This window comes from Amycolatopsis sp. NPDC051372, assembly GCF_040682095.1.
Classification (GTDB): Bacteria; Actinomycetota; Actinomycetes; order Mycobacteriales; family Pseudonocardiaceae; genus Amycolatopsis.
Genome location: NZ_JBFBAF010000028.1, coordinates 92,849 through 114,411, shown reverse-complemented (window position 1 = coordinate 114,411; position 21,563 = coordinate 92,849). Strand labels below are relative to the sequence as shown.

General features: G+C 70.4%; 17 protein-coding genes. 11 read left to right on the top strand and 6 right to left on the bottom strand.

Annotation, left to right across the window (positions count from 1 at the left end):
* Positions 1-6: 6 nt before the first annotated feature.
* Positions 7-585 (top strand): membrane protein insertase YidC, encoded by a 579-nt coding sequence (gene yidC / locus AB0M56_RS35540; protein WP_364184552.1) that lies wholly within the window; start codon positions 7-9, stop codon positions 583-585.
* Positions 586-805: 220 nt separating this feature from the next.
* Here yidC and AB0M56_RS35535 read toward each other — a convergent pair whose 3' ends face one another.
* Positions 806-2,821: a glycogen debranching N-terminal domain-containing protein gene (locus tag AB0M56_RS35535; RefSeq protein WP_364184550.1), complete on the bottom strand. Its 2,016-nt coding sequence runs from the start codon at positions 2,819-2,821 to the stop codon at positions 806-808.
* Positions 2,822-2,996: 175 nt separating this feature from the next.
* Here AB0M56_RS35535 and AB0M56_RS35530 point away from each other — a divergent pair, with 175 nt between their 5' ends.
* From AB0M56_RS35530 to AB0M56_RS35515, 4 genes are read left to right on the top strand one after another with little or no spacing between them, the layout of a single operon-like run.
* Positions 2,997-3,998, top strand: coding sequence for a LacI family DNA-binding transcriptional regulator (locus tag AB0M56_RS35530; RefSeq protein WP_364184547.1), 1,002 nt, complete (start codon positions 2,997-2,999; stop codon positions 3,996-3,998).
* Positions 3,999-4,028: 30 nt separating this feature from the next.
* Positions 4,029-5,270, top strand: coding sequence for an extracellular solute-binding protein (locus AB0M56_RS35525; protein WP_364184545.1), 1,242 nt, complete (start codon positions 4,029-4,031; stop codon positions 5,268-5,270).
* A 7-nt stretch (positions 5,271-5,277) separates the two neighbouring features.
* On the top strand, positions 5,278-6,369 hold the full coding sequence (locus AB0M56_RS35520) for a sugar ABC transporter permease (RefSeq protein WP_364184542.1): 1,092 nt from the start codon (positions 5,278-5,280) through the stop codon (positions 6,367-6,369).
* Positions 6,366-7,193 carry a carbohydrate ABC transporter permease gene (locus AB0M56_RS35515; RefSeq protein ID WP_255638388.1) on the top strand — a complete coding sequence of 276 codons (828 nt, stop codon included), beginning with the start codon at positions 6,366-6,368 and terminating at the stop codon, positions 7,191-7,193. Before AB0M56_RS35520 ends, AB0M56_RS35515 begins: the two co-directional genes overlap by 4 nt.
* Before the next feature lie 14 nt (positions 7,194-7,207).
* On the opposite strand, the gene AB0M56_RS35510 is transcribed toward AB0M56_RS35515, so the two are convergent.
* From AB0M56_RS35510 to AB0M56_RS35500, 3 genes are all read right to left on the bottom strand, one after another.
* Positions 7,208-7,975 (bottom strand): metalloregulator ArsR/SmtB family transcription factor, encoded by a 768-nt coding sequence (locus tag AB0M56_RS35510; RefSeq protein WP_364184613.1) that lies wholly within the window; start codon positions 7,973-7,975, stop codon positions 7,208-7,210.
* Between the two features lie 429 nt (positions 7,976-8,404).
* Positions 8,405-9,868 (bottom strand): M81 family metallopeptidase, encoded by a 1,464-nt coding sequence (locus AB0M56_RS35505; protein ID WP_364184539.1) that lies wholly within the window; start codon positions 9,866-9,868, stop codon positions 8,405-8,407.
* Positions 9,865-11,013: an ROK family protein gene (locus AB0M56_RS35500; RefSeq protein ID WP_364184537.1), complete on the bottom strand. Its 1,149-nt coding sequence runs from the start codon at positions 11,011-11,013 to the stop codon at positions 9,865-9,867. Before AB0M56_RS35500 ends, AB0M56_RS35505 begins: the two co-directional genes overlap by 4 nt.
* A 162-nt stretch (positions 11,014-11,175) precedes the next feature.
* On the opposite strand from AB0M56_RS35500, the gene AB0M56_RS35495 reads away from it, so the two are divergent.
* Genes AB0M56_RS35495 through AB0M56_RS35475 form a run of 5 tightly spaced genes read left to right on the top strand, consistent with a single transcriptional unit; the run spans position 11,176 to position 17,293 of the window.
* Positions 11,176-12,987, top strand: coding sequence for a peptide ABC transporter substrate-binding protein (locus tag AB0M56_RS35495; RefSeq protein ID WP_364184535.1), 1,812 nt, complete (start codon positions 11,176-11,178; stop codon positions 12,985-12,987).
* A gap of 4 nt (positions 12,988-12,991) precedes the next feature.
* A complete protein-coding gene (locus AB0M56_RS35490; protein ID WP_364184533.1) occupies positions 12,992-13,951 on the top strand; it encodes an ABC transporter permease in 960 nt (319 codons plus the stop codon).
* The gene (locus AB0M56_RS35485; protein WP_364184530.1) at positions 13,948-14,778 is read left to right on the top strand and encodes an ABC transporter permease; all 831 of its coding nucleotides are present in this window, start codon (positions 13,948-13,950) and stop codon (positions 14,776-14,778) included. Before AB0M56_RS35490 ends, AB0M56_RS35485 begins: the two co-directional genes overlap by 4 nt.
* Entirely contained in the window at positions 14,775-16,400 is a 1,626-nt protein-coding gene (locus tag AB0M56_RS35480) for an ABC transporter ATP-binding protein (RefSeq protein ID WP_364184528.1), read from the top strand. Before AB0M56_RS35485 ends, AB0M56_RS35480 begins: the two co-directional genes overlap by 4 nt.
* Complete coding sequence (locus tag AB0M56_RS35475) at positions 16,397-17,293, top strand: ROK family protein (RefSeq protein ID WP_364184526.1); 897 nt, start codon at positions 16,397-16,399, stop codon at positions 17,291-17,293. Before AB0M56_RS35480 ends, AB0M56_RS35475 begins: the two co-directional genes overlap by 4 nt.
* Here AB0M56_RS35475 and AB0M56_RS35470 read toward each other — a convergent pair.
* The gene (locus tag AB0M56_RS35470) at positions 17,280-18,032 is read right to left on the bottom strand and encodes an MBL fold metallo-hydrolase (protein WP_364184523.1); all 753 of its coding nucleotides are present in this window, start codon (positions 18,030-18,032) and stop codon (positions 17,280-17,282) included. The two genes, AB0M56_RS35475 and AB0M56_RS35470, sit on opposite strands and share 14 nt — an antisense overlap.
* A gap of 86 nt (positions 18,033-18,118) precedes the next feature.
* Between AB0M56_RS35470 and AB0M56_RS35465 the strand changes: the two genes are divergently transcribed.
* Positions 18,119-19,072 (top strand): helix-turn-helix domain-containing protein, encoded by a 954-nt coding sequence (locus tag AB0M56_RS35465; protein ID WP_364184521.1) that lies wholly within the window; start codon positions 18,119-18,121, stop codon positions 19,070-19,072.
* Here the strand turns inward: AB0M56_RS35465 and AB0M56_RS35460 are convergent.
* On the bottom strand, positions 19,050-21,095 hold the full coding sequence (locus AB0M56_RS35460; protein WP_364184518.1) for a glycoside hydrolase family 2 TIM barrel-domain containing protein: 2,046 nt from the start codon (positions 21,093-21,095) through the stop codon (positions 19,050-19,052). The genes AB0M56_RS35465 and AB0M56_RS35460 overlap by 23 nt on opposite strands.
* Positions 21,096-21,563: the final 468 nt, after the last annotated feature.

Genomic DNA, 21,563 nt, shown 5'->3' with positions numbered 1-21,563 from the left:
GCTGTCATGCCCGAAATCTTCGACGTGCCCGTCGCCGGCGCGTACCACCTTGTCGGTTGGCTCGCCTCGGCGACCGAACCGCTCACCGGCTCGTTCGCGGCCGCCGCCGCGATCGTGCTGTTCACCGTCGCCGTGCGGCTGCTGCTCGTGCCGTTCGCCCGAGCCGCGGCGCGCGGTCAGCAGGCCCGCACCGCGTTGGCCCCGGAAATCCGCAAGCTGCAGGAGAAGCACGGCAAGAACCGCGAACGGCTCGCGGCGGAGATGGCGAACCTCCAGCAGGAGTCGGGCACGTCGATGTTCGTCGGGTGCCTGCCGATGCTCGCGCAGCTGCCGTTCTTCTGGGTGATGTACCACCTCTTCAGCACGGCCGTGATCTCCGGCGCGCCCAATGCCCTGCTCGGCAGCACGTTGTTCGGCATCACCCTCGGCGCCCACGGACTGGCGGCGGCACCGGTCGTGTTCGTGGTGGCCGGCCTGCTCGCCGTGGTGTCGTGGTTCTCGATCCGGTGGCAGGACCGCCGGCGCGACTCACCGCTCCCGGCGCTCGGTTCCTGCGCCTCCTGCCCTATGGAACAGTCGCGGTAACCGCTTTTGTTCCCTTGGCCGCTTCGCTGTATCTGCTGACGACCACGACGTGGACGGTCGTGGAGCGGGCGATGCTGTATCGGATGAGCTGAACTCACGACACCGAGGTCCCCTGGCGCAGGGTCGTTCCAGGGAACCTCGGGTTCGTGGCAGGAGCAAGGTGACTTTCACACCACGGTTCGGCGGCACCCCCCGAAGCGTGGCGTGAGACTCGAGGGCCTCAGCCCAGCCGCAGGCCCGGCGGCAGTCGCAGCTCCGTCACCGTCCCATCGGCGGCCACACTGACGTCCAGCGTGCCCCCGGCCAGCGGCAGGTCCGTCACGCGCAGGGCACCCACCGGGCTCGGCCGCGGCGGGTCGAGGGTGACCACGCCGGCGGGCACGTCGACGCGCAGGCCCAGGAACGTGACGAGCAACGTCACCGCGGACGCCGCCGCCCAGGCCTGAGGACGGCACGACGCGGGGTACGGCAGCGGTGACGACACGTCGGCCGAGCCGTAGCCCGAAAACAGCTCCGGCAGGCGGTTGTCGAACCCGCCGGCCGCACGCACGAGTTGCAGGCCGAGCGCAGCGGCGCGCGACGACTGGCCCGCCGCGTGCAGGCCGCGGACGACCACGGCCGTGTCGTGGGGCCAGACGGAGCCGCAGTGGTAGCTCAGCGGCGAGAAGCCGCCCGCGGTCGAGGACATCGTGCGCAGGCCGAAGCCGGCGGCCATCGACGGGTGGAGCAGCAACTCGCCGACCGAAGCACTCTCGGCCGGGTCCAGGATGCCCGTACCCAGCAGGTGCCCGATGTTGCTCGTCAACGAATCCACCGGTTGCTTCGCGCCGTCCAGGGCCAGCGCCGGGAAATGACCGTCTGCAGTGGACACCCAGAAGTGCGAGCGGAAGCGCGCGCGCAGGGCCGCGGCCCACGAAAGCAGCCCGTCGGCCGGTTCGCCGAGCGCCGCGAGCAGCTCGGCGGCGTGGACGGCTGCCTCGTACTGGTAGCCCTGCACCTCGGACAGCGCGACGGGCGGCTTGGCGATCGTGCCGTCGGCGAAGCGCACGGCGTCGCCCGAGTCCTTCCAGCCCTGGTTGGCCAGGCCGCGGCCGCTTTCGTCGAGGTACTCCGCGAAGCCGTCGCCGTCGGTGTCGGACAGGCCGGTGATCCAGAACAACGCGGCGCGCAGGTTCGGCAGCAGCGCGCGGACCTCGGCCTCGGGCAGGCCCCAGCGCCAGGCGTCGTACAGCAGGCCGACCCACAGGGCGGTCGCGTCGACGGTGCCGTAGTAGCGCGCCGGCAGTGACATGCCGTGGACCTCGAAGCCGGCGCGACGGCGTTCGTGCAGGATCTTGCCGGGCGCCTCGCCGGTCGCCGGGTCGTGGCGCTCGCCCTGGGCCCGGGCGAGCGTGCGCAGCGTGCCGCCCGCCAGCGAAAGCGAGAGCGGCAACGCCAGGCGCGCGGCCCACAGGCTGTCGCGGCCGAAGAGCGTGAAGAACCAGGGTGCACCGGCGCCCGCGAACACGTCACGCGGGTGCTCGCGTTCGGCCAGCAGCAACGCATCCAGGTCGTCGAGCGAACGGTTGAGCAACGCGGTGAACCGCCGGTCGTCGGCCTCCACCACGGGCACCGGCAGCCGCGCGGCGGAGCCCGGCACGAAGGGTGCTTCCGGGTCCGTGGCGGTCAGCGTCCAGTGCAGCTCCACGCGGTCCTCGACGCGCACGCGCCACTTCACCAGCACGCGAGCACCGTCCACAGTGGTCCCGCCGTCGGTGGCGACCACCGCCTTGACCAAGTCCTGCTCCCACCGCACGCCACCGTCGACGCGCACCGGCTCCAGCGGGACCGTCGAGCCGCCGGACTTGATCACCTCGATCGACGCGAAGTCCGCCGCCAGCGCGAGCTCGACCACGCACTCCACGGCCTCAGATGCCGAGGACACCAGCTCCAGCTCCTCCGTCACCCCGCTCGCCGTGACGCGGCGGTGGCGGCGCAGCCACACCGTCGGGTCCGGGCCGGGATTGCCGAGGTGGCGCACCAGCCCGGTGAAGGTGCCGCGGTCCGCCGCCGGCTCCTCGAAGCCGATCGGTTCGGGCTCGTGACCGTCGACGGTCACCACCGCTTCGCTCACCAACCGCAGGTCACCGTGCAGCAGACCCTGCGTGCCGTTGCCGCGGATCTGCCCGTCGCGACCGGAGAGGACGACGGTCGGCGCGCGCAGGGCGATCGCGAGGTCATGGAGCAGCGGCTGCATGGAAACGTCCTCCGGTGGGGTCGGGTGCCCTCGATTTGATCGATCAAACCAGGTTCGTGTCAAGTTCAATTGAAGTCTTGACAGGTCAGCGGCCACCGTTCAGAGTAGCCGCCAGATTGAACGTTCAAATCGGTACCTCGATCGAGGTACGACACCAGGTCACCAGGAGGCGAGCATGGCGCAGCGGGCCACGCTGAACTCGGTCGCGGAAGCCGCCTCCGTCTCGCGCCAGACCGTGTCGAACGTGATCAACTCGCCCGAGCTCGTGAGCCCGGAGACCCGCGAACGCGTACTCGAGGCCATCGACCGCCTCGGCTACCGCCCGTCCACTGCGGCCCGCCAGCTGCGCACCGCGCGCTCGCAGATCATCGGGATGCGCATCGCGCCGGTCGGCAACGGCGTGAGCGGCGTGGTCCTCGACCAGTTCCTGCACTCCCTCACGGCCACGGCCGAGGAGTACGACCACCGGATCATGCTCTTCACCGCCGCCGACGACGAAGCCGAGACGCGCGCGTACGCCGATCTCATCGCGTCGGTCGGCGTCGACGGCTTCGTGCTCACCCATACCCACCACGACGACCTGCGCACGCGCTGGCTCAAGGAGCGCGAGCTGCCGTTCGTCACCTTCGGGCGGCCGTGGGGCGACGAGCGGGCGCACGGCTGGGTCGACGTCGACGGTGCCCGCGGCACCCGCCTGGCCACCGAGCACCTCGTGCGCCAGGGCCACCGCCGCATCGCGTTCGTCGGCTGGCCCGCGGGCTCCGAGACCGGTGACGACCGGCGCGCCGGCTGGGAGGCGGGGCTCGCCGCCGCCGGACTGGCGGACCGGCCGCAGATCCCCGTGTTCGACGGCGTGGAGGGCGGGCGCTCGGCCGCCGCCCGGCTGCTCGACGAGCCCGCCGCGCCCACCGCGTTCGTGTGCGCCAGCGACTCCCTCGCGCTCGGCGTGGTCGGCGAGCTGCGCGACCGCGGCCTGCGCCCCGGCGCCGACGCGTCCGTGATCGGTTTCGACGACACCCCGACCGCCGCCGTGCTCGGCCTGAGCTCCGTGGCGCAGCCCATCGCCGAAGTCGCCGCCGAATGCGTGCGCCAGCTGCGCGCGACCCTGCGCGGCACCGCCGGCCCCGAACCCGCTTCGACCCTGCTCGCCCCCCGGCTCGTGCTGCGCACGACCTGACATCCCCACCTGCACGATCAAGGAGGATCGATGCGTCACCCCCGTTCCCTCCCGCGCACGACTGTCGCCGCTGCCGGCCTGTTGCTCACGCTCACCGCGTGTGGCGGCGGCTTCGACGACTCGACGGCGCCCGCCACCCAGCAGTCCGGCCCGGCGTCACTCAAGCTGATGATCGCCTCCAGCGGCGGCGCCGAGCTCACCGCGGTTCAGGACGCCACCGCGAAGTGGGCGGCGGGCTCCGGCGGCTCGAAGGTGCAGGTGATCGCCGCCAACGACCTGCCGCAGCAGCTGAGCCAGGGCTTCGCCGCGGGCAGCCCGCCCGACGTGTTCGCCGTGGACGCCACCAAGTTCCAGAGCTACGCCGACGAGATGCTGCCCTACGGCGATTCGGTGTCCTACAAGGACGATCTCTACCCGACGCTGCGCACCACGTTCACCAAGGACGGCAAGCTCTACTGCGTCCCCAAGGACTTCTCCACGCTGGCGCTGGCGATCAACACCGACCAGTGGACCGCCGCGGGCCTGACCGACAATGACATCCCGAAGAACTGGGACCAGCTCAAAGCCGCCGCGCAGAAGCTGACCACCGGCGGGCACACCGGGCTCGTGTTCAACGACACCCGCGACCGCGTCGGCGCGTTCCTGGTCCAGGCCGGCGGCTGGCCGCTCGACGCGGACCAGAAGAAGGCCACGGCCGACACCCCGCAGAACCTGCAGGGGCTCACCTTTGTGCGCGACCTGCTGGCCTCCGGCGTCGCCAAGTACCCGAAGCAGATCGGCGCGGGCGACTCGGGTGAGGCGTTCGGCCAGGGCAAGGCCGCGATGAGCGTCGACGGCAACTGGATGGTCGGCGGGATGACCAAGGACTACCCCAACGTGAAGTACCGCGTGGTGCCGCTGCCGGCCGGCCCTGCGGGCGCGGGCACGCTCTCGTTCACGCAGTGCTGGGGCATCGCCGCGAAGAGCAAGTTCCAGGACCAGGCCAAGCAGCTCGTGGACGCGCTGATGCAGCCGCAGCAGGAGCTGGCGTTCGCGAAGACGTTCGGCGTGATGCCCTCGCGGCAGTCGGCGCGGACGCAGTACCAGCAGGAATTCCCGCAGCAGGCGGCGTTCCTCGCCGGGGCCGACTCGGCACACGGCCCGGTGACGCTCACCAAGATGGACCCGGTGCTCACCGACTTCGACGCCCAGATCCAGCAGCTGCCCGGCGCGGACCCGAAGCAGATCCTGCAGCAGCTGCAGACCAACACCACCGCCGCGCTCGGTCAGTGAGCTGGGCATGACGACCCTGCTCACCACCACGAGCACCCCCGCCGCGCCACCATCCCCGGCGCGGCGGGGGAAGGGCCCGAGCCGACGTGAAGGCCGCGTGGGCTGGCTCTTCCTCGCGCCGACGCTGGTGGTGCTCGCTCTGTTCTTCGTGCTGCCCATCGGGATGGCGCTGTGGGTGAGCGTGAGCGACTGGACCGGCAACGGCAGTCCGTTCTCCTCGCGCGTGCACTTCGTCGGCGGCGACAACTACGCAGCGCTGCTCACCGAACCCGGCCTCACGCAACGCAACTTCGCCACGAGCATCCGCAACAACGGCTACTTCGTGCTGTTCGTGGTGCCGCTGCAGACGGCGCTCGCGCTGTTCCTCGCGATGGTGCTGAACCAGCGCCGGCTCAGGGGCAAGCAGTTCTTCCGCACGGCGTTCTACTTCCCCACCGTGACCAGCTCCGTCGCGATCTCCGTGGTGTTCCTGTTCCTCTTCTCCAGCACCGGCACGGTGAACGCCGCGCTGAAGCTGTTCGGAGTGGACGGTCCCAGCTGGTTCGCCGACCCCCGCGGCGTCTTCCAGATCGTCCTCAACGGACTCGGGGTGCCGAAGAACCCGGCCGCGCTGACGTCGCACGGTTTCCTCGGACTGACCTGGTGGGACTGGCTCTCGGGCCCGAGCGTGGCGATGTGCTCGATCATCGTGCTCGTGGTGTGGACGACCACCGGCGGCTTCATGCTGATGTTCTACGCGGCGCTGCAGAACCTGCCGCCGGGCATCGACGAGGCCGCGTTGATCGACGGCGCCAACGGGTGGCAGCGCTTCTGGCGCGTGACTCTGCCGCAACTGCGCCCGACGTTGTTCCTCGTGCTCACCCTCGGGCTGATCGGCACGTGGCAAGTCTTCGACCAGATCTACGTGCTCAGCCGCGGCGCCCCCGCCAACACCACGCTCACCCCCGCGTACCTGTCCTACTCGACGTCGTTCATCGGGAAGGAATGGGGCCAGGGCTCGGCGATCGCGTTCCTGTTGTTCTTGGTGATCGTGGTGCTCACGCTCGTGCAGCGCTGGCTGTTGAAGGAGAAGGACGGAAAACGGAGGAGCCGGCGGTGAAGCGACGCGGATACCTTCGGTGGGTCGGTCTCGGCGTGCTGCTGCTGGTCGCCGTGGCCTACATCTACCCGTTCCTGATCCAGCTGGCCACGGCGTTCAAGACCGACGCCGACGCCACGGCCCACCCGCTCACCCCCTGGCCGCACGAGTGGTCCGTGGCCGTGTTCTCCACGCTCGCCCAGCAGGACTTCCCGCGCTGGGCGCTGAACTCGATCTTCATCTCGGTCACGATCACCGTCGGCCGGGTGGTGTTCAACTCGATGGCCGGTTACGCGCTGGCGCGGCTGCGGTTCCGCGGCCGGAGCGCGGTGTTCGGCGCGATCGTGGCCGTGCTCGCCGTGCCGAGCGTGGTCCTGCTCATCCCGAAGTTCCTGGTGCTCAACCAGTTCGGCATGTACGACACCTACGCGGCGATGATCATCCCGCTGCTGGCCGACGCGTCGGGCGTGTTCATCATGAAGCAGTTCTTCGAGAGCGTGCCGCTGAGCGTGGAAGAGGCGGCTCGCATCGACGGCGCCGGACCGCTGCGCACGTTCTGGTCCGTGGTGCTGCCGATGTCGAAGCCGGCACTCATCACCATGACGATCCTGGCGTTCCAGGGGTCCTGGAACGAGCTGCCGCACTACATCGTGTCGCGGCAGGACCCGGCGCTGAACACGCTCACCACCGGCGTCGCCTCGCTCGTGTCCGGCGAGCTCGGGCAGGGCAACCAGTTCCCGCTCAAGCTCGCCGCCGCGCTGCTGATGACGGTGCCGGTGGCGATCGTGTACTTCGTCTTCTCGAAGCGCTTCACGCGAGGCACGTACGAGGGTGTCGACAAATAGCCGGCGCCTGGTGATCAGGGCATCGTCCACGGCTGCTGCGGCAGCACGTGACCGGTTTCCAGCAGCGACTTGAGGTTCGCCAGCACGGCGGGCCAGCCGCGGCCGACGTCGCGCTTCGCCTGCTCGTCGGGCAGCTCCTCGTGGGTCACGGTGAGCCGCACGATCGCGTCGTACTGCTCGATGTCGAACGTCGCCCGGGACGGCGGGACCTCCGGGTTGCCGACGTCGTACCAGCTGGTGACGAGCCGCTTCGGCGGCACGGCCTCCAGCACATCGCCGTAGACGTCGGCGATGCCGGAGCCGTCGAGGCGCACGTGCTCCCAGCGTGAGCCGACCTGCCAGTCGGATTCGTTGCGGTGGCCCCAGAACTGGCCGGTCAGCTCGGCGCTGGTGAGCGCCTGCCACACCTTCTCCGGTGTGCTCTCGATGTAGGTGACGTAAACGTAACTCGGCTTGTCGGTCATGGCTTCCTCTGCTCGGCGTTTGACGGCGCTCAGCGCGCGCAGCCGGGGGCGCTCGAACTTGTCCACCCAGCGTTCCTGCATCTCGTGCAACGGGACCGGATTGAGGTAGTGCAGCTTCTCCCGCCCGCGGCGCACCGTGCTGACCAGGTTCGCCGCCTCGAGGACGGACAGGTGCTGCGTGACCGTCTGGCGCGTCATGTCCAGCCGGGCGCACAGCTCGTTGAGCGTCTGTCCGTTGTCCTCGTGCAGCTGGTCGAGCAGGTAACGCCTTGTCGGGTCGGCCAGCGCCTTGAACACCGCGTTCAAATCCGGTTGCACACTCACAGTAAGGCAGTCAAACGACTGCATGTCAAGCCCTCGGGCATACTGGCCTGGTGAAGAGCGTGGTCAAGGCCTGGACAGTGGCAGCGACCGGCAGCGGGCTGCCGTCGACCCTGCACGCAGTGATCACGCGTGGTGATCCGCTGGCGGCGACGCGCGCGGCAGGCACGCTGGCGCCCGGCGGCAAGGTCGGACTGGTCCGCGGCGCCCTCGTCCACGGGCTCGTGTCCGCAGGCTGGACGGCCGCGCTCGCCTACGTGGACCGCCGCCGGCCGCTCTCGGTCGCCGACGGGGTGGCCGCGGGAGCGGCCATCGCGGTGCTGGACCTGGAGATCGTCGGGCGGCACAACGCGGCGATCCGGGCGTTGCCGCGCGGGGCGCAGTGGCTTGACCACCTGGCCTTCGGCGCGTTGACGGCCGTGGCGCTCAGAGCAGCTCGGGCAACAGCTTCGGGCCCGCCATCTCCGCGTCGAAGGGGAACATCGGCCGCTCGATCCCGGCGTGCCCGAGGCGCAGCAGGTCTTGGTCGACGCCCCCGGGCGTGAGGGCGAGCAGCCAGTCGGCGGCCATGTCGTACAGCTCCGGTTCCAGGTAACCGATTTTCACGATCACCACGTCGGCTTCACGCGGGCGCAGGCCGAGGGCGAGGAAGTCGGACTCCAGGTGGTACGGCTTGCGCAGTGCGGTGACGATCACGCGCAGGCCGCCGACGGCGAACACCGCGGCCGTGCCCGCGACCGGGTCTTCGGTGTCGATCGCCTCGACGCGCGCGGTCACCGGCACCGGGCCGTGCGGGCCGGAATCGACCTTTCCGCCCAGTTCCACGGAAACCGTGGCACCCACGCCGGCCGATACCGCCGCCGCGACGGCTTCCGGGTCCACGATCGCGGCGTACAGCGCGGTCAGCTCGGAGTCCACAATGGCCGGAGTGCGCAGGAGGACGTCGAGGCTCCAGGAGGTGTCGCCGGCGCCACCGGCGGTCGGGTTGTCGCCGGAGTCGCTGACGAAGAACGGCCGCGCGGTCGACGCGACGGCTTGCTCCAGACATTCGGCCAGGGTCCCTGTCGGGGCGACGAAGGCGAAGTCGCGGCGGGCGTCCCAATAGGACTTGGCAAGCCGTTCGGCCTGCTGCAGGAGCACGTCTTCATCGTCGCCGGACACGACCACGGCCGCTTGGCAGCGTGGTTCGTCGGCCCAGGCGTAGCCGACCCAGATGGCGGCGTCGAGCACCCCGTCGAGCGCTTCGACCTCGTCGACCGCCGCGTAGACGCTCTTCGCGGGTTCGAGGCGGGTACTGGTCTTCTCGCCGGGCAGCAGCACCGGCACCTGCACCCACGCCTTCTTCGGCTTGCCCCCGTGCCGCAGGCGAGCGGCGAGGTTGCGGGCCGCGCGCTCGCGCGTGTCCCACGCGTCGATGTGCGGCGCCTTGCGATAGCAGGTGATCAGGTCCAGCGCCGCGGCCAGTTCACGCGAAACGTTGCCGTGCAGGTCCATCGACGCCGAGATGAGCACTGAAGGCCCGAGGATCGAGCGGATCTCCTCGGCCAGCGCGGCTTCGACGTCCGTCCGGCCGACCACACTCATCGCGCCGTGGATGTCGAAGAACAGCCCGTCGAGCTGCTCCGCCGCGCGCACCCGCTCCAGGATCTCCCCCGACAGCTCCGCGTACGCCTCCTCCGTCACCGCGCCACCGGGCAGCGAACGGGCGTGCACGAGTGGCACCCATTCGACGTCGTCCGTCCATGAAGGACGGTCATCGCGCAGGAACGGGTAGCGGGCCAGCAGTTCGTCGCCCCGGGTCACGTGGAAGTCGGCCACGGTCGAGCGGTGCGGGGAGAACGTACTCGACTCGATGGCGATCCCCGTGATCCCGATCCGCACCTTCGTCATCGTCTGCTCCGTATCGCTTCGTCGAAGACCTCGTCCAGCACCAGCGCGCCCGCGCCGTAGAGCCCGGCGTCCGGGCCGAAGCGCACCCGATCGATGCGCAGTTCCCTGGTGGCCAGGGGAAGACAGCGTTCGTAGAGCGCGCCGCGCACGGCGGCCACGAACGCCTCCGAACCCGACAGTGCGCCGCCGAGCAGCACTTCGTCGGGGTTGCCGAAGTTCACCACCGTGGCCAGCACCTCGCCGAGCTGCAGGCCCGCGCGCCGCACGGCCGTGGTCGCGTCGGGGTGCCCGTCCTCCGCCGTCGCCATCACCTGCGCGGTGCTGTTCACGTCGACCCCCTGCTCGCGCAGCTGCGCGACGAGGGCCGCACCGCTGGCCACCGTCTCCAGGCAGCCACGGTTTCCGCAGGTGCACGGACGATCTCCGGCCGCGGGCACGCGCACGTGGCTGATGTCGCCCGCGACGCCGGCACGGCCACGGTAGAGCCGGCCGGTGACGACGAGGCCCGAGCCGATGCCCGTGCCCGCCTTCACCACGAGCAGCGTGCGCCCGGGCGCCCCGGCGACGGATTCGCCCAGCGCCTGCAGGTTCGCGTCGTTGTCCACCGCCACGGGCAGGTCGAAGTGCTCGCACAATGCGTCGCGCACCGCGAACCCGCGCCAGCCCGGCATGCGCGAGGGCAGCGTGATCGTGCCCGCGCCGACGTCGACCGGTCCGGGGAACGCGACGCCGATGCCGAGTTGCCGGCCCGGGCACCGCGCCTCGGCCGCGACTTCCCGCACGGTGTCGGCGAAAGCCGCGACGACCTGCATCGGTTCGCGGTTGATGTCCAGCGGCCGCTCGGCCACGTGCAGCAGGTTGCCCGCGATGTCGAGCGCGCCGATGCGCACGTGCCGCGAACCGACGTCGGCGGCCCAGACGTGGCCGAACCCCGCGTTGACGGACAACAGCTTCGGCCGCCGCCCGCCCGCCGAGCTGCCCTCGCCGGACTCGACGAGAACCCCGGCGGAGATCAGCGCCTGCGTCCGGACGGACACCGTCGACTGCGGCAGACCGAGCACGCGCGCGAGGTCCATTCGCGAGACGGCGTGCTCGTGGGCGACGAGCCAGAGCAGCCGCAGCAGACCGGCGGGATCCTGGGCCACGGCCGTCACCTACTTACTTCATGTCTGATGTAACTGTCCGGAAACTTGCCCCCGAAATCACCTCTTGGCAATTTCCAACGCGCATGCGACATTACACGGCAACCAAGAACACGCCCAGTCCCTCGACATCGACTTACACCAAGGATGTTGGAAGTGATGCGGATGGCTCGACACCGGTGGCGCGCCGCGCTCGGGGTCACGCTCGCCGCCGCGCTGGCGCTCTCCGGCTGCGCGACGAGCCGCGAGCAACACGGCGGTGGCGCGGGCAAGCCGGTGACCGGCGGCAGCGCGCGGTTCGCGCTGCCCCCGTCGGCGACCCCGAACTGGATTTTGCCGATCTCGATCCCCGGCTACGGCGCGAGCTACAACGGCGTCGTCCGCAACGAGTTGTACGTGCCGCTGTACAACTACGACGGCAGCTCGGGCTCGGTCACGCTCGACGATCCCTCCAGCGCCGCGAACCCGCCGGGCTACTCGGCCGACGGCTTGACCGTGACGATCACGCTCAAGCCGCTGACCTGGTCCGACGGCACGCCGCTGACCAGCCGCGACGTCGAGTTCTGGCTCAACCTGGTGCGCGCGGGCAAGGACAATTGGGGCAAGTACTCCGAAGGCCTGATGCCCGACAACATCAAGGCCTTCCACGCGGTGGACGACCACACGTTCACGCTCACCCTCGACAAGCCCTACAACGCCGACTGGTTCACGGCCAACCAGCTCAGCCTGGTGGTGCCGATGCCACAGAAGGCGTGGGACCGCACGAGCGCGGGCGGCCCGGTCGGCGACTTCGACCGCGACCCGGCCGGCGCCAAGCAGGTGTTCGACTTCCTGGTGGGGCAGGCGAAGCAGCTCGGCACGTACTCGGCGAATCCACTGTGGAAGGTCGTGAACGGGCCGTTCACGCTCGGTGGGTTCACCGCGGCGGGCCAGGTGACGCTGAACAAGAACCCGAAGTACACCGGGCCGGACGCGGCGAAGCTCGACACCGTGCAGTTCCTGACGTTCACGAGCTCCTCGGCCGAGTACAACGTGCTGCGCGCCGGTGGCGTCGATTACGGCTACGTGCCGACGACGAACCTCGGCCAAAGCCCGAAACTCGAGGCGCAGGGTTACCGGATCGAACCGTGGAACGGCTGGTCGATCACGTACTCGCCGTTCAACTTCAACAACCCGCAGCTGGGCGCCGCGTTCAAGCAGCTGTACGTGCGCCAGGCCCTGCAGCACGCCGTGGACCAGGACAGCATCACGTCGGTGATCTGGCGCGGCACGGCCCGCGTGGACTACGGCCCCGTGCCGCAGGACAACGACGTGAAGTACCTGTCGGCGCGGCAGAAGACCAACCCGTACCCGTTCGACCTCGACGCGGCACGCGAGCTGCTCACCCGCCACGGCTGGAAACCCGGCTCCGACGGCATCCTCGAGTGCGCGGCGCCCGGCAACGGACCCGCGCAGTGCGGCGAAGGTGTCAACGCCGGCACACGGCTGTCGCTCACGATGCTGACCGAGTCGGGCTCCGACGAGACCGACGGGACGATGCAGGAGCTGCGCTCGGAGCTGTCGAAGATCGGCGTGGAGCTGAAGATCAACGCGCAGCCGCTGAACACCGTGCTGGCCAACGGCACGGCGTGCAAGCCGGAAGAGCCGTCGTGCTCGTGGCAGCTGTCGTACTTCGGCACGCAGGGCAGCTGGTACTTCCCCGCCAACCCCAGCGGCGAGGACCTGTTCGCCACCGACGCGGGCACGAACTTCGGCAGCTACGCCGACAAGCACGCCGACGAGCTGATCACCGCGACCAACCTGGCCACGGGCGATCAGCCGATGCTCGACTACAGCGCCTACCTGGCCGAGCAGCTGCCCGTGCTCTGGCTGCCCAACCCGCCGTACCAGGTGTCGGCGATCGACACCGCGCTGCGCGGGGTGAACCAGGATCCGCTGGCCGGGCTGCAGCCGCAGCGCTGGTACTGGACGAGGTGAGGACATGACCCGCTACCTCCTCAAGCGGCTCGTGCTGGCCGTGGTCGTGGTGCTGCTGGTCACCGTGGTCACGTTCGTGCTGCTGCATCTGCTGCCCGGTGGTCCGGCGCGTGGTGTGCTCGGCGTGAAGGCCACGCAGGAGCAGATCGACGCGTTCAACAAGGCCCAGGGCTTCGACCAGCCGCTTCCCGTGCAGTACTGGGAGTACCTGGTGCGCCTGCTGCACGGCGACCTCGGCGACTCGTACACGCAGAACTCCCCCGTCTCGACGCTGCTGGAACAGCGCGTGCCGAAAACGCTGCTGCTCACCGCGATCTCGACGCTGCTCGCGATCGTGGTGGCGCTGCCGGTGGGCGTGTGGCAGGCGGTGCGGCGCGGCAAGGCCGCGGACCACGTGACCACCGGCGTGACGTTCCTGCTCTACGCGACACCGGTGTTCTTCCTCTCGCTGGTGCTGATCATCGTGTTCGCGCAGGTGCTCCCGTTGTTCCCGGCGCAGGCCGCGCAGGGCGAGACGATCGGTGAGCTGCTCTCGCAACCCGGCTCGCTGGTGCTGCCGGTGGTGGCGGGCATGGGGGCGGCGCTGGCCGCGTTCAGCCGGTACATGCGAGCGTCCACTCTGGACAACCTCGCCGAGGACTACGTGCGCACCGCCCGCGCGAAGGGCACGCCGGAGCGCACGATCATCTGGCGGCACGTGTGGCCGAACTCGCTGACGTCCGTGGTCTCGATGCTCGGCTACTACGTGCCGGTGGTGTTCAGCGGTTCGCTGGTGGTGGAGTCGATGTTCAACTATCCCGGCGTCGGCCTGCTGTTCTGGACGGCCGCGCGCAACGCCGACTTCCCCGTACTGCTCGGGGTGGTGCTGGTGATCGCCGTGGCGACCGTGATCGGCTCGCTGCTCGCGGACGTCGTGCAGCTCGTGATCGATCCGCGCGTGCGGGTGAAGGGGGTGCGGTCTTGACCGTCCTTTCGCGAGTGTTCGCGCGGCGCACGGCGCTCGTCGGCGCGATCCTGCTGCTGGCGGTGATCCTGTTCTGCTTCTTCGGGCCGCTGCTCTACGGCACGGACCAGTCGCACACCGATCTCGCGGCCGCGCGGCTCGGGCCCGGCAGCGGCCATCCGCTGGGCACCGACGACCTCGGCTACGACGTGCTCGGCCGGCTGATGGTGGCCGGGCGGACGTCGCTGATCATCGGCGTGCTGGCCGGGCTCATCGCGACCGCGATCGGCGCGGTGTGGGGCGCGCTCGCCGGCTACACCGGCGGCTGGCTCGACACGGTGCTGATGCGCGTGGTCGACACCGGCGTCGCGATTCCCGCGCTGTTCCTGCTGCTGGTGGCGGCCACGCTGGTCACCCCGAGCGTCGGGGTGCTGGCGCTGATCATCGGCTGTGTGTCGTGGCTGGTGCCGGCGCGGCTGATGCGCGCGGAGACGGTGAGCCTGCGCGAACGCGACTACATCCGCGCGATCACGGTCCTCGGCGCGAGCCGCACGCGCGTGGTGTTCCGGCACGTGATCCCCAACGCCATCGGCACGGTGGTGGTGAACGCGACGTTCCAGATCGCGGATGCCATCCTGCTGGTGGCGTACGTGAGCTTCCTCGGCCTCGGCGTGCCGGCGCCGGACACCGACTGGGGCGCGATGCTGTCGAAGGGCATCACCTACACGTTCGACGGCGCGTGGTGGCTGATCCTGCCGCCGGGCATCGCGATCGTGCTCGTGGTGTGCGCGATCAACTTCCTGGGCGACGGACTGCGCGACGCGTTCGCGGTGAAGGGACGGCGATGAGCGAGCCGGTGCTCGACATCCGTGGCCTGCGGGTGTCCTACGGGGACGGTGACCCGGCCGTCGACGGGCTGTCGCTGACGGTCGAGCCGGGTGAGATCGTGGCGGTGGTCGGCGAATCCGGCTCGGGCAAGAGCACGGCCGCGCTCGCGGTGCTGGGACTGCTGCCCGAGTCGGCCTCGGTGTCCGGGGCGATCGAGCTGGCCGGGCACAACGTGCTGGAGCTGCGGGGCGAGGAGCTGCGGAAGCTGCGCGGGCAGGGCGCGGGCATAGTGTTCCAGGAGCCGATGACGGCGCTGAACCCCTTGCTGCGCATCGGTTTTCAGCTCGCGGAGGCGATCCGCAACCACGATCCCCGGAAGCGGCGGCACAAGCACTATCACCCGCGGTGTGTGGAGCTGCTGGAACGCGTCGGGGTACCAGAGCCCGAGGCGCGGCTGAAGCAGTACCCGCACGAGCTTTCGGGTGGGTTGCGCCAGCGCGTGATGATCGCGATCGCGCTGGCCGCACGGCCCAAGCTGATCATCGCGGACGAGCCGACCACCGCGTTGGACGTCACCGTTCAGCAGCAGATCCTGGACTTGCTCAGGGACATCCGTTCGACGGAAGGTACGGCGACGCTGCTGATCACGCACAACATGGGCGTGGTGGCGGACGTCGCCGACCGCGTGCTCGTGCTGCGGTCGGGACGGCTGGTGGAAGAGGCTCCGACTGCCGAGCTGTTCTCCTCGCCGCAGGCCGCGTACACGCGTGAGCTGCTGGCTGCCGTGCCACGGTTGGGCACGGGCGAGCATGCCGAAGCCGCTGCGGCGCCGGAGAAGCCGGTGCTGGCATTGACGGACATCGTGGTGGAGTACGGCGGGAAGCGGGCCGTGGACTCGGTGTCGCTGAACGTCAGGCCGGGCGAGATCGTGGGGCTGGTCGGGGAGTCGGGCTCGGGCAAGACGACGCTGGGTAACTGCGCGCTGGGCCTGGTCACGCCGAAGTCGGGCCGGGTCGAGGTGCTCGGCGGGCCGCTGCCACGCGGTACCGGACGCTCGGCGCGGGCGGTGCGGCGACAGATCGGGGCGGTGTTCCAGGACCCGGCGTCTTCGCTGGACCCGCGGATGACGGTGGCCCAGACCGTGGCCGAGCCGCTGGTCATGCACACCTCGGCCGGCCGGTCCGAGCGGCGACGGCGCGTGCGCGAGCTGCTCGACGCCGTGGAGCTGCCGGAGTCGCTGATGGAGCGCTACGGCCACGAGCTGTCCGGCGGGCAGCGGCAGCGCGTCAGCCTCGCGCGGGCGCTCGTGCTGGGGCCGAAGCTGCTGATCGCGGACGAGCCGACGAGCGCGCTCGATGTGTCCGTGCAGGCCGTGGTGCTGGACGTGTTCAAGCGGCTGCACGAGGAGTTCGGGTTCGGCTGTCTGTTCGTGAGCCACGACCTCGCCGTGGTCGACAGCCTGTGCGACCGCGTCGGCGTGCTGCGCGGGGGCCGGCTGGTGGAGCAGGGGCCGGCCGCGCGGGTGCTGCGCGAGCCGTCGCACGCGTACACGCAGGCGTTGCTGCTGTCCTCGCCCGTGCCGGACCCCGCGGTGCAGCGGAGCCGTCGGGACGCGCTGGCGGACGTGGATCCCGCGGCGTGAGCGAAGTGTGGGCCGGGGTCGACATCGGCGGGTCGAAAACGCTCGTGGTCGTGTGCGATGCCGACGGCCGGGAGGTGGCGTCGGCGTCGGCGGATTCGGGAGCGCACCTGGGCGGTGCGGCGATCCTGGACCGGGCGGCCGCGTTGGTGTTGTCGCTGGCGCCCGGCGAACTGGCGGGGGTCGGCGTCGGCGCGGCCGGCGTGGTGGAGCCGGAGACCGGGACGATCGTGGTCACCGGCGACTCGTTCACGGGCTGGGCAGGCACGGCCGTCAACGCCGGGCTGTCCGCCCGGCTGGGCGGCGTGCCGGTGGTGACGGAGAACGACGTGAACGCGTTCCTGCTGGGCGAGCTGTCCACAACGGACCGGCACGTGCTCGGCGTCGCGCTGGGCACGGGTGTCGGCGGCGCGCTGTACGTGGACGGCACCCTGCTGCACGGCGGCGGCACGGGCGCCGGCGAGATCGGCCACGTCGGCACCTACGGACCGGCGCCGTGCACCTGCGGGCAGACCGGTCACCTGGAGGCCTACGCGTCCGGCCGGTCCCTGGCCCGCCGCTACACGGAGGCGACGGGGGTTTCCCTGCCTGCCGAGTCCGTCGCGGCCGCCGCCCTCGACGGCGACGAGGCCGCGTCGGCGGTGTTCACCGACGCCGGGCGCTTCCTCGGCGAGGCGATCACGCACGCGTGCGGCCTGCTCGGCATCGCGACGGCCGTGATCGGCGGCTCCGTGACGAACTCGTGGGCGCTGCTGGAGAAGCCGATGCAGGAGGCGCTGACCGAGCACCCCCTGCTGTCGGGCTCTCCGGTGGAGGTGCGGCTGGCCCGGGGCGGCGCCAAGGCGGTCGCGCTGGGTGCGGTCGCCCTCGCGCGATCGACGTTCAGCCGAGGGTGACCTCAGCGCCTGGCTCCAGCAGGTGCAGCCGCGGCTTGCCGGCGGCGGCAAAGGCTTCCGCCAGCGTTTCCGGTCCCTGCGTGAAGTGTCCCCAGCCCTCGAAGTGCAGCGGCACCACGTCTTCGGCGCCCAGGATCTCCGCGGCTTCGGCGGCGGCCGTGGACTCAAGGGTCAGGTAGGCGTCGATGAGCGGCGTGCGCGCGGCACCGGCGAAGAGGACGGCGATGGGCACGGGCCCGAAGCGACCGGCGATTTCGCGGACACGGTCGAGCGAGGCGTTGTCACCACTGACGTAGACGGTCGGCAGGCCGTCTTTCGACAGCAGGAACCCCGTGACCTCACCGACCTTGGCCTCGGCGCCTTCCGGCCCGTGCAAAGCCGGCAGTCCGGTCACCCGCACTCCCCCGACGTCCGCGTGTGTCCAGTTCGGCAGCGCCCGCGCCGTGCCGCCGAGCCGCTCGGCGCCCGACGTCGTCGTGAGGGTGAGCGGCGCCGTCGCCAGGTACTCGCGCCCGCCGCGGTCGAGGTTGTCCGCGTGCTGGTCGTGCGACAGCAGCACGGCGTCCACGGCGCCGACCTCGGCGGGACTCGCCACCGGCCCGGTCGTCTTCACGAGCACGCGGTTGCCGACCGGGTACTCGCCCGGCTGGTCGAACGTCGGGTCGGTCAGGAACCGCACCCCGCCGTAGGTGATCAATGACGTCGGTCCGCCCAGGTGGCGCAGCGAGAAAGTGGTCATGCCGCCATCCTGCCCCGGCGCGCCGGCGAGCAGTGAGTGGCAGTGACGTCGTTCATCGATGAGATCCTGCCAGCTACTGTGGAACCGTGCAGAAGATCGCGCTGGTGCTGTTCGACGGGGCCCGGCTGTTCGACACGGCGGTGGTCGACGAGGTGTGGGGTGCGCGCAGCGGGCCCGGGGCGGAGCTGCGCCGGTGCGCGGCCACGAAGGAGCCGGTGGAGCTGGCCGGCGGGGCCGTGCTGAAGCCCGAGCGGACGTTCGCCTGGTTGCGCACGGCGGACGTCGTCGTGGTTCCGGGCCTGGCGAACGTCGATGCCGAGCCCGCGCCGGAGCTGCTGGCCGCGTTGCGCGCCGCCCATCGGGCCGGGGCGCAGGTGGCGGGGCTATGCCTGGGCGCGTTCGTGCTGGGTGCGGCCGGGTTGCTGGACGGGCGACCGGCCGCCACGCACTGGCGCTTCACGACCGAGCTCGCGCGGCGGCATCCGTCCGCGCGGGTCGACCCCGGCGTGCTGTACGCGGGCGGCGACGGCGTGTGGACGTCGGCGGGTGTCGCTGCCGGCATCGACCTGTGCCTGCACCTCGTGCGGATCACGCAGGGCGCGGACGTCGCGGCGGGAATCGCGCGGGCCATGGTCACGGCGCCGTTCCGCTCGGGCGGGCAGGCGCAGTTCATCACGGTGCCCACGCCGCCGCGCGACGAGGAACCGCTGGCCGCCGTGCGGGAACGCGCGTTGCGGGAACTGCGGCGGCCGCTCACGGTCGCGGAGCTTGCGGGCTGGGCGTCGATGTCCGAGCGCACGTTCGCGAGGCGGTTCGTGGCCGAGACGGGCACCACGCCCGTGCGCTGGCTGCTGGACCAGCGCATCGCCCGGGCGCAGCAGCTGCTGGAAAGCTCCGACCTGCCCGTCGCCGAGATCGCGGGCTGTTGCGGGTTCGGCTCACCGGTGTCGTTCCGGCAGCACTTCACCCGCCACGTCGGTGTCGCGCCCAGCCGCTACCGCACGGATTTCCGCCCTGCTACTGCGCCAGCGTCCAGGTGACGGTGTCCGTGTAGGAGTGTCCCTTGCGGACTCCGGTCACCTTCACGACGTTCTTGCCGGGCTCGAGGGTGACCGGCCAGGTGTAGATGTGATCGGGTGACGCGGCGGGCGTGCCGACCGGCTTTCCGTTCAGGGTGAGCGAAACCGTGTCCACGCCGTTGCCGTACGCCTTCACCGTGGTGGCCGCGGTCGTGCGGTCGGTCCAGCGGCGGCTGGTCAGGTAGACGAACGGCGTGGTGGTCCAGTTGGCCTTGTACCAGTAGAACGCGTCCTTGCGGACCTGCCGGTCGTAGGTGACCAGGCCCTTGTCGTTGCGGCCCAGGGTGTCGCCTTCGGTGCGGCCGTCGGAGGCGAAGTCGAACATGTTCCACACGAACGTGCCCCACAGGTAGGGCCGCGTTTCGATCTGCTTCCACGAGTTCTCGTGCACGAAGGTCTCGTACTCCTCGGGGTGCACGCGCGACGGGATCACGGGCGGCTTCACCGTGGAGTTCTCGACGTGGTCGTAGATGCTGCCGCCGGCGCCGTACTCGCTGATCGCGATCTTGCGCGCGGGGTCGGCCGCGTGCAGCTGGTCGGTCCACGGGCCGGGGCCGGGCGCGGACAGGTCGTACCAGCCGTAGTACTTGTTGTAGGCCGCGAGGTCCGCGTGGCCGGAGACGGCGTCCTGCCCGCCCTTGTGGTTGGCGTACACGGAAAGCCGCGCCGGGTCCTCGGCCTTCACCTGGTCGGCGAGGCTTTGGAGGATGCCGTTGGTGACGTCGTCGTTCTTGGCCTGCTCGTTGCCGATGCCCCAGAACGCGATGGACGGGTGGTTGTAGTTCTGGCGGATGAGCTCGGACATCTGCCGGGTGGCGTTGGCGCGGAACGCGGCGCTGTCGGTGATGCCGTTGACCAGCGGGATCTCCGCCCACACCACGTACCCGCGCTGATCGGCGAGGTCGTAGACGTGCTGCGACTGCTGGTAGTGCGCGGTGCGCAGCGCGTTGACGCCCATCTCGTCCATGAGGTCGAAGTCCTGGTCACGCTGCCGGTCGGCCACGGCCCAGCCTTCGTCGAGGCGGTCCTGGTGCGCGTTGACGCCGTGGAGGGCGACGTGCTGTCCGTTGAGGAAGAATCCCTCGTCGGAGTCCACTGTGGATTCCCGGAGCCCCAGCGGTTGACTCACGGTGTCGGTGACGCGACCGGTGCGCGCGTCGAGCACGTCGACGGTCGCGTGGTAGAGGTACGGGTCGGCTTTGCCTTGCCAGAGGTGGGGCTTGGCGATACCCAGCTGCTGCTTGATGTCGGCGTCACCGGTGAGCTGCTGCGGCTCCGACGTGGCCTGCGCGACGACGTGACCCCGGGCGTCGGCCACGGTCGTGCGCACGGATGCCTCGCGGCCGGCGCCGGAACTGTTGCGCACCTTGGTGACCACGTCGACGTTCGCCGCCTCCGCCGTCACCTCGCGCGGCGTGAGATAGAAGCCCGAGCCGCCGAAATCGTCCATCCGCACGGCGAGCGGGTCGACGGCCACCAGCGAGACGTCGCGGTAGATGCCGCCGAAGAACGTGTAGTCCGCGCTGAGCGGGGCGACATCGGCCTGCGCCGAGTTGTCCACGCGCACCGCGATCACGTTGTCGCGCCCGGGTTTCAGGGCGTCGGTGGCGTCGAAGCGGAACGTCGCGTAACCCCCGCGGTGCTGCCCGAGGTGCACCCCGTTGACCCACACGTCGGCGACGGTGTTCACGCCGTCGAACTGCAGCCACAACCGCTTGCCCTGCGCGGTTCGCGGCGGCGTGACGTGCTTGCGGTACCAGCCGGCGCCCCGGTAGTAGTTGCCGCCGCCGTCCTGTCCGTCGAGCGCGTTCCACGTGTGCGGCACACTCGTGCGCTCCCACGACCCGTCGGCGAACCCGGGCTTCTCCGCTCCGGGCACATCGGCCCGCACGAACCGCCACCCCGCGTCGAGGTCCGTCTGCACCCGCCCCGCGTCCTTCGCGGCGCTCGAAACCGCCGGCGTGAACGCCAAACTCAGAGCCACGGCCAACACCACGGGCAACCAGCGCCGCACGACACACCTCGTCATTCACAGATATGAACGGGGTTCAACAGATTGAACGGACTGTAGGCGGCTGGTCACCGAGGAGTCAACGCACGAAGCTGACAAAGGCGAGTCAAGCGCCGGAAGCAGTACCAAAGTTCTGGACCGCACCCACGAACTGGTCCGGGTCGAAGTCCATCGCCTGGTGCGCCTGCCCGCTCGGCGGCACCACCTCGGCGCCGAGAGGCGGGGACGTCCTCACGAGAAGTGACCACACCGTCACCATAAGTCGCCGACCTGAGGGAAGTTCGAACCGGAGGTATGGTCTGCCCGTCGGCGTAGGGAGGAATCGGCCCGGGCTGTGCGACGTAGCACACGGTGGGCTCGCAGCCTGCTGACATACGCCCACCTGGTCTATACCATTCAGAGGGCCAGTGATCCACTACCATGCAGTGGTCCGGGATCACG

Bases quoted from the DNA above. Each gene is read 5' to 3' on its own strand.
- yidC (WP_364184552.1), top strand. From the start codon at position 7: ATGCCCGAAATCTTCGACGTGCCCGTCGCCGGCGCGTACCACCTTGTC.
- AB0M56_RS35535 (WP_364184550.1), bottom strand. From the start codon at position 2,821: ATGCAGCCGCTGCTCCATGACCTCGCGATCGCCCTGCGCGCGCCGACC.
- AB0M56_RS35505 (WP_364184539.1), bottom strand. From the start codon at position 9,868: ATGACGAAGGTGCGGATCGGGATCACGGGGATCGCCATCGAGTCGAGT.
- AB0M56_RS35495 (WP_364184535.1), top strand. From the start codon at position 11,176: ATGGCTCGACACCGGTGGCGCGCCGCGCTCGGGGTCACGCTCGCCGCC.
- AB0M56_RS35520 (WP_364184542.1), top strand. From the start codon at position 5,278: ATGACGACCCTGCTCACCACCACGAGCACCCCCGCCGCGCCACCATCC.
- AB0M56_RS35525 (WP_364184545.1), top strand. From the start codon at position 4,029: ATGCGTCACCCCCGTTCCCTCCCGCGCACGACTGTCGCCGCTGCCGGC.
- AB0M56_RS35470 (WP_364184523.1), bottom strand. From the start codon at position 18,032: ATGACCACTTTCTCGCTGCGCCACCTGGGCGGACCGACGTCATTGATC.
- AB0M56_RS35480 (WP_364184528.1), top strand. From the start codon at position 14,775: ATGAGCGAGCCGGTGCTCGACATCCGTGGCCTGCGGGTGTCCTACGGG.
- AB0M56_RS35490 (WP_364184533.1), top strand. From the start codon at position 12,992: ATGACCCGCTACCTCCTCAAGCGGCTCGTGCTGGCCGTGGTCGTGGTG.
- AB0M56_RS35530 (WP_364184547.1), top strand. From the start codon at position 2,997: ATGGCGCAGCGGGCCACGCTGAACTCGGTCGCGGAAGCCGCCTCCGTC.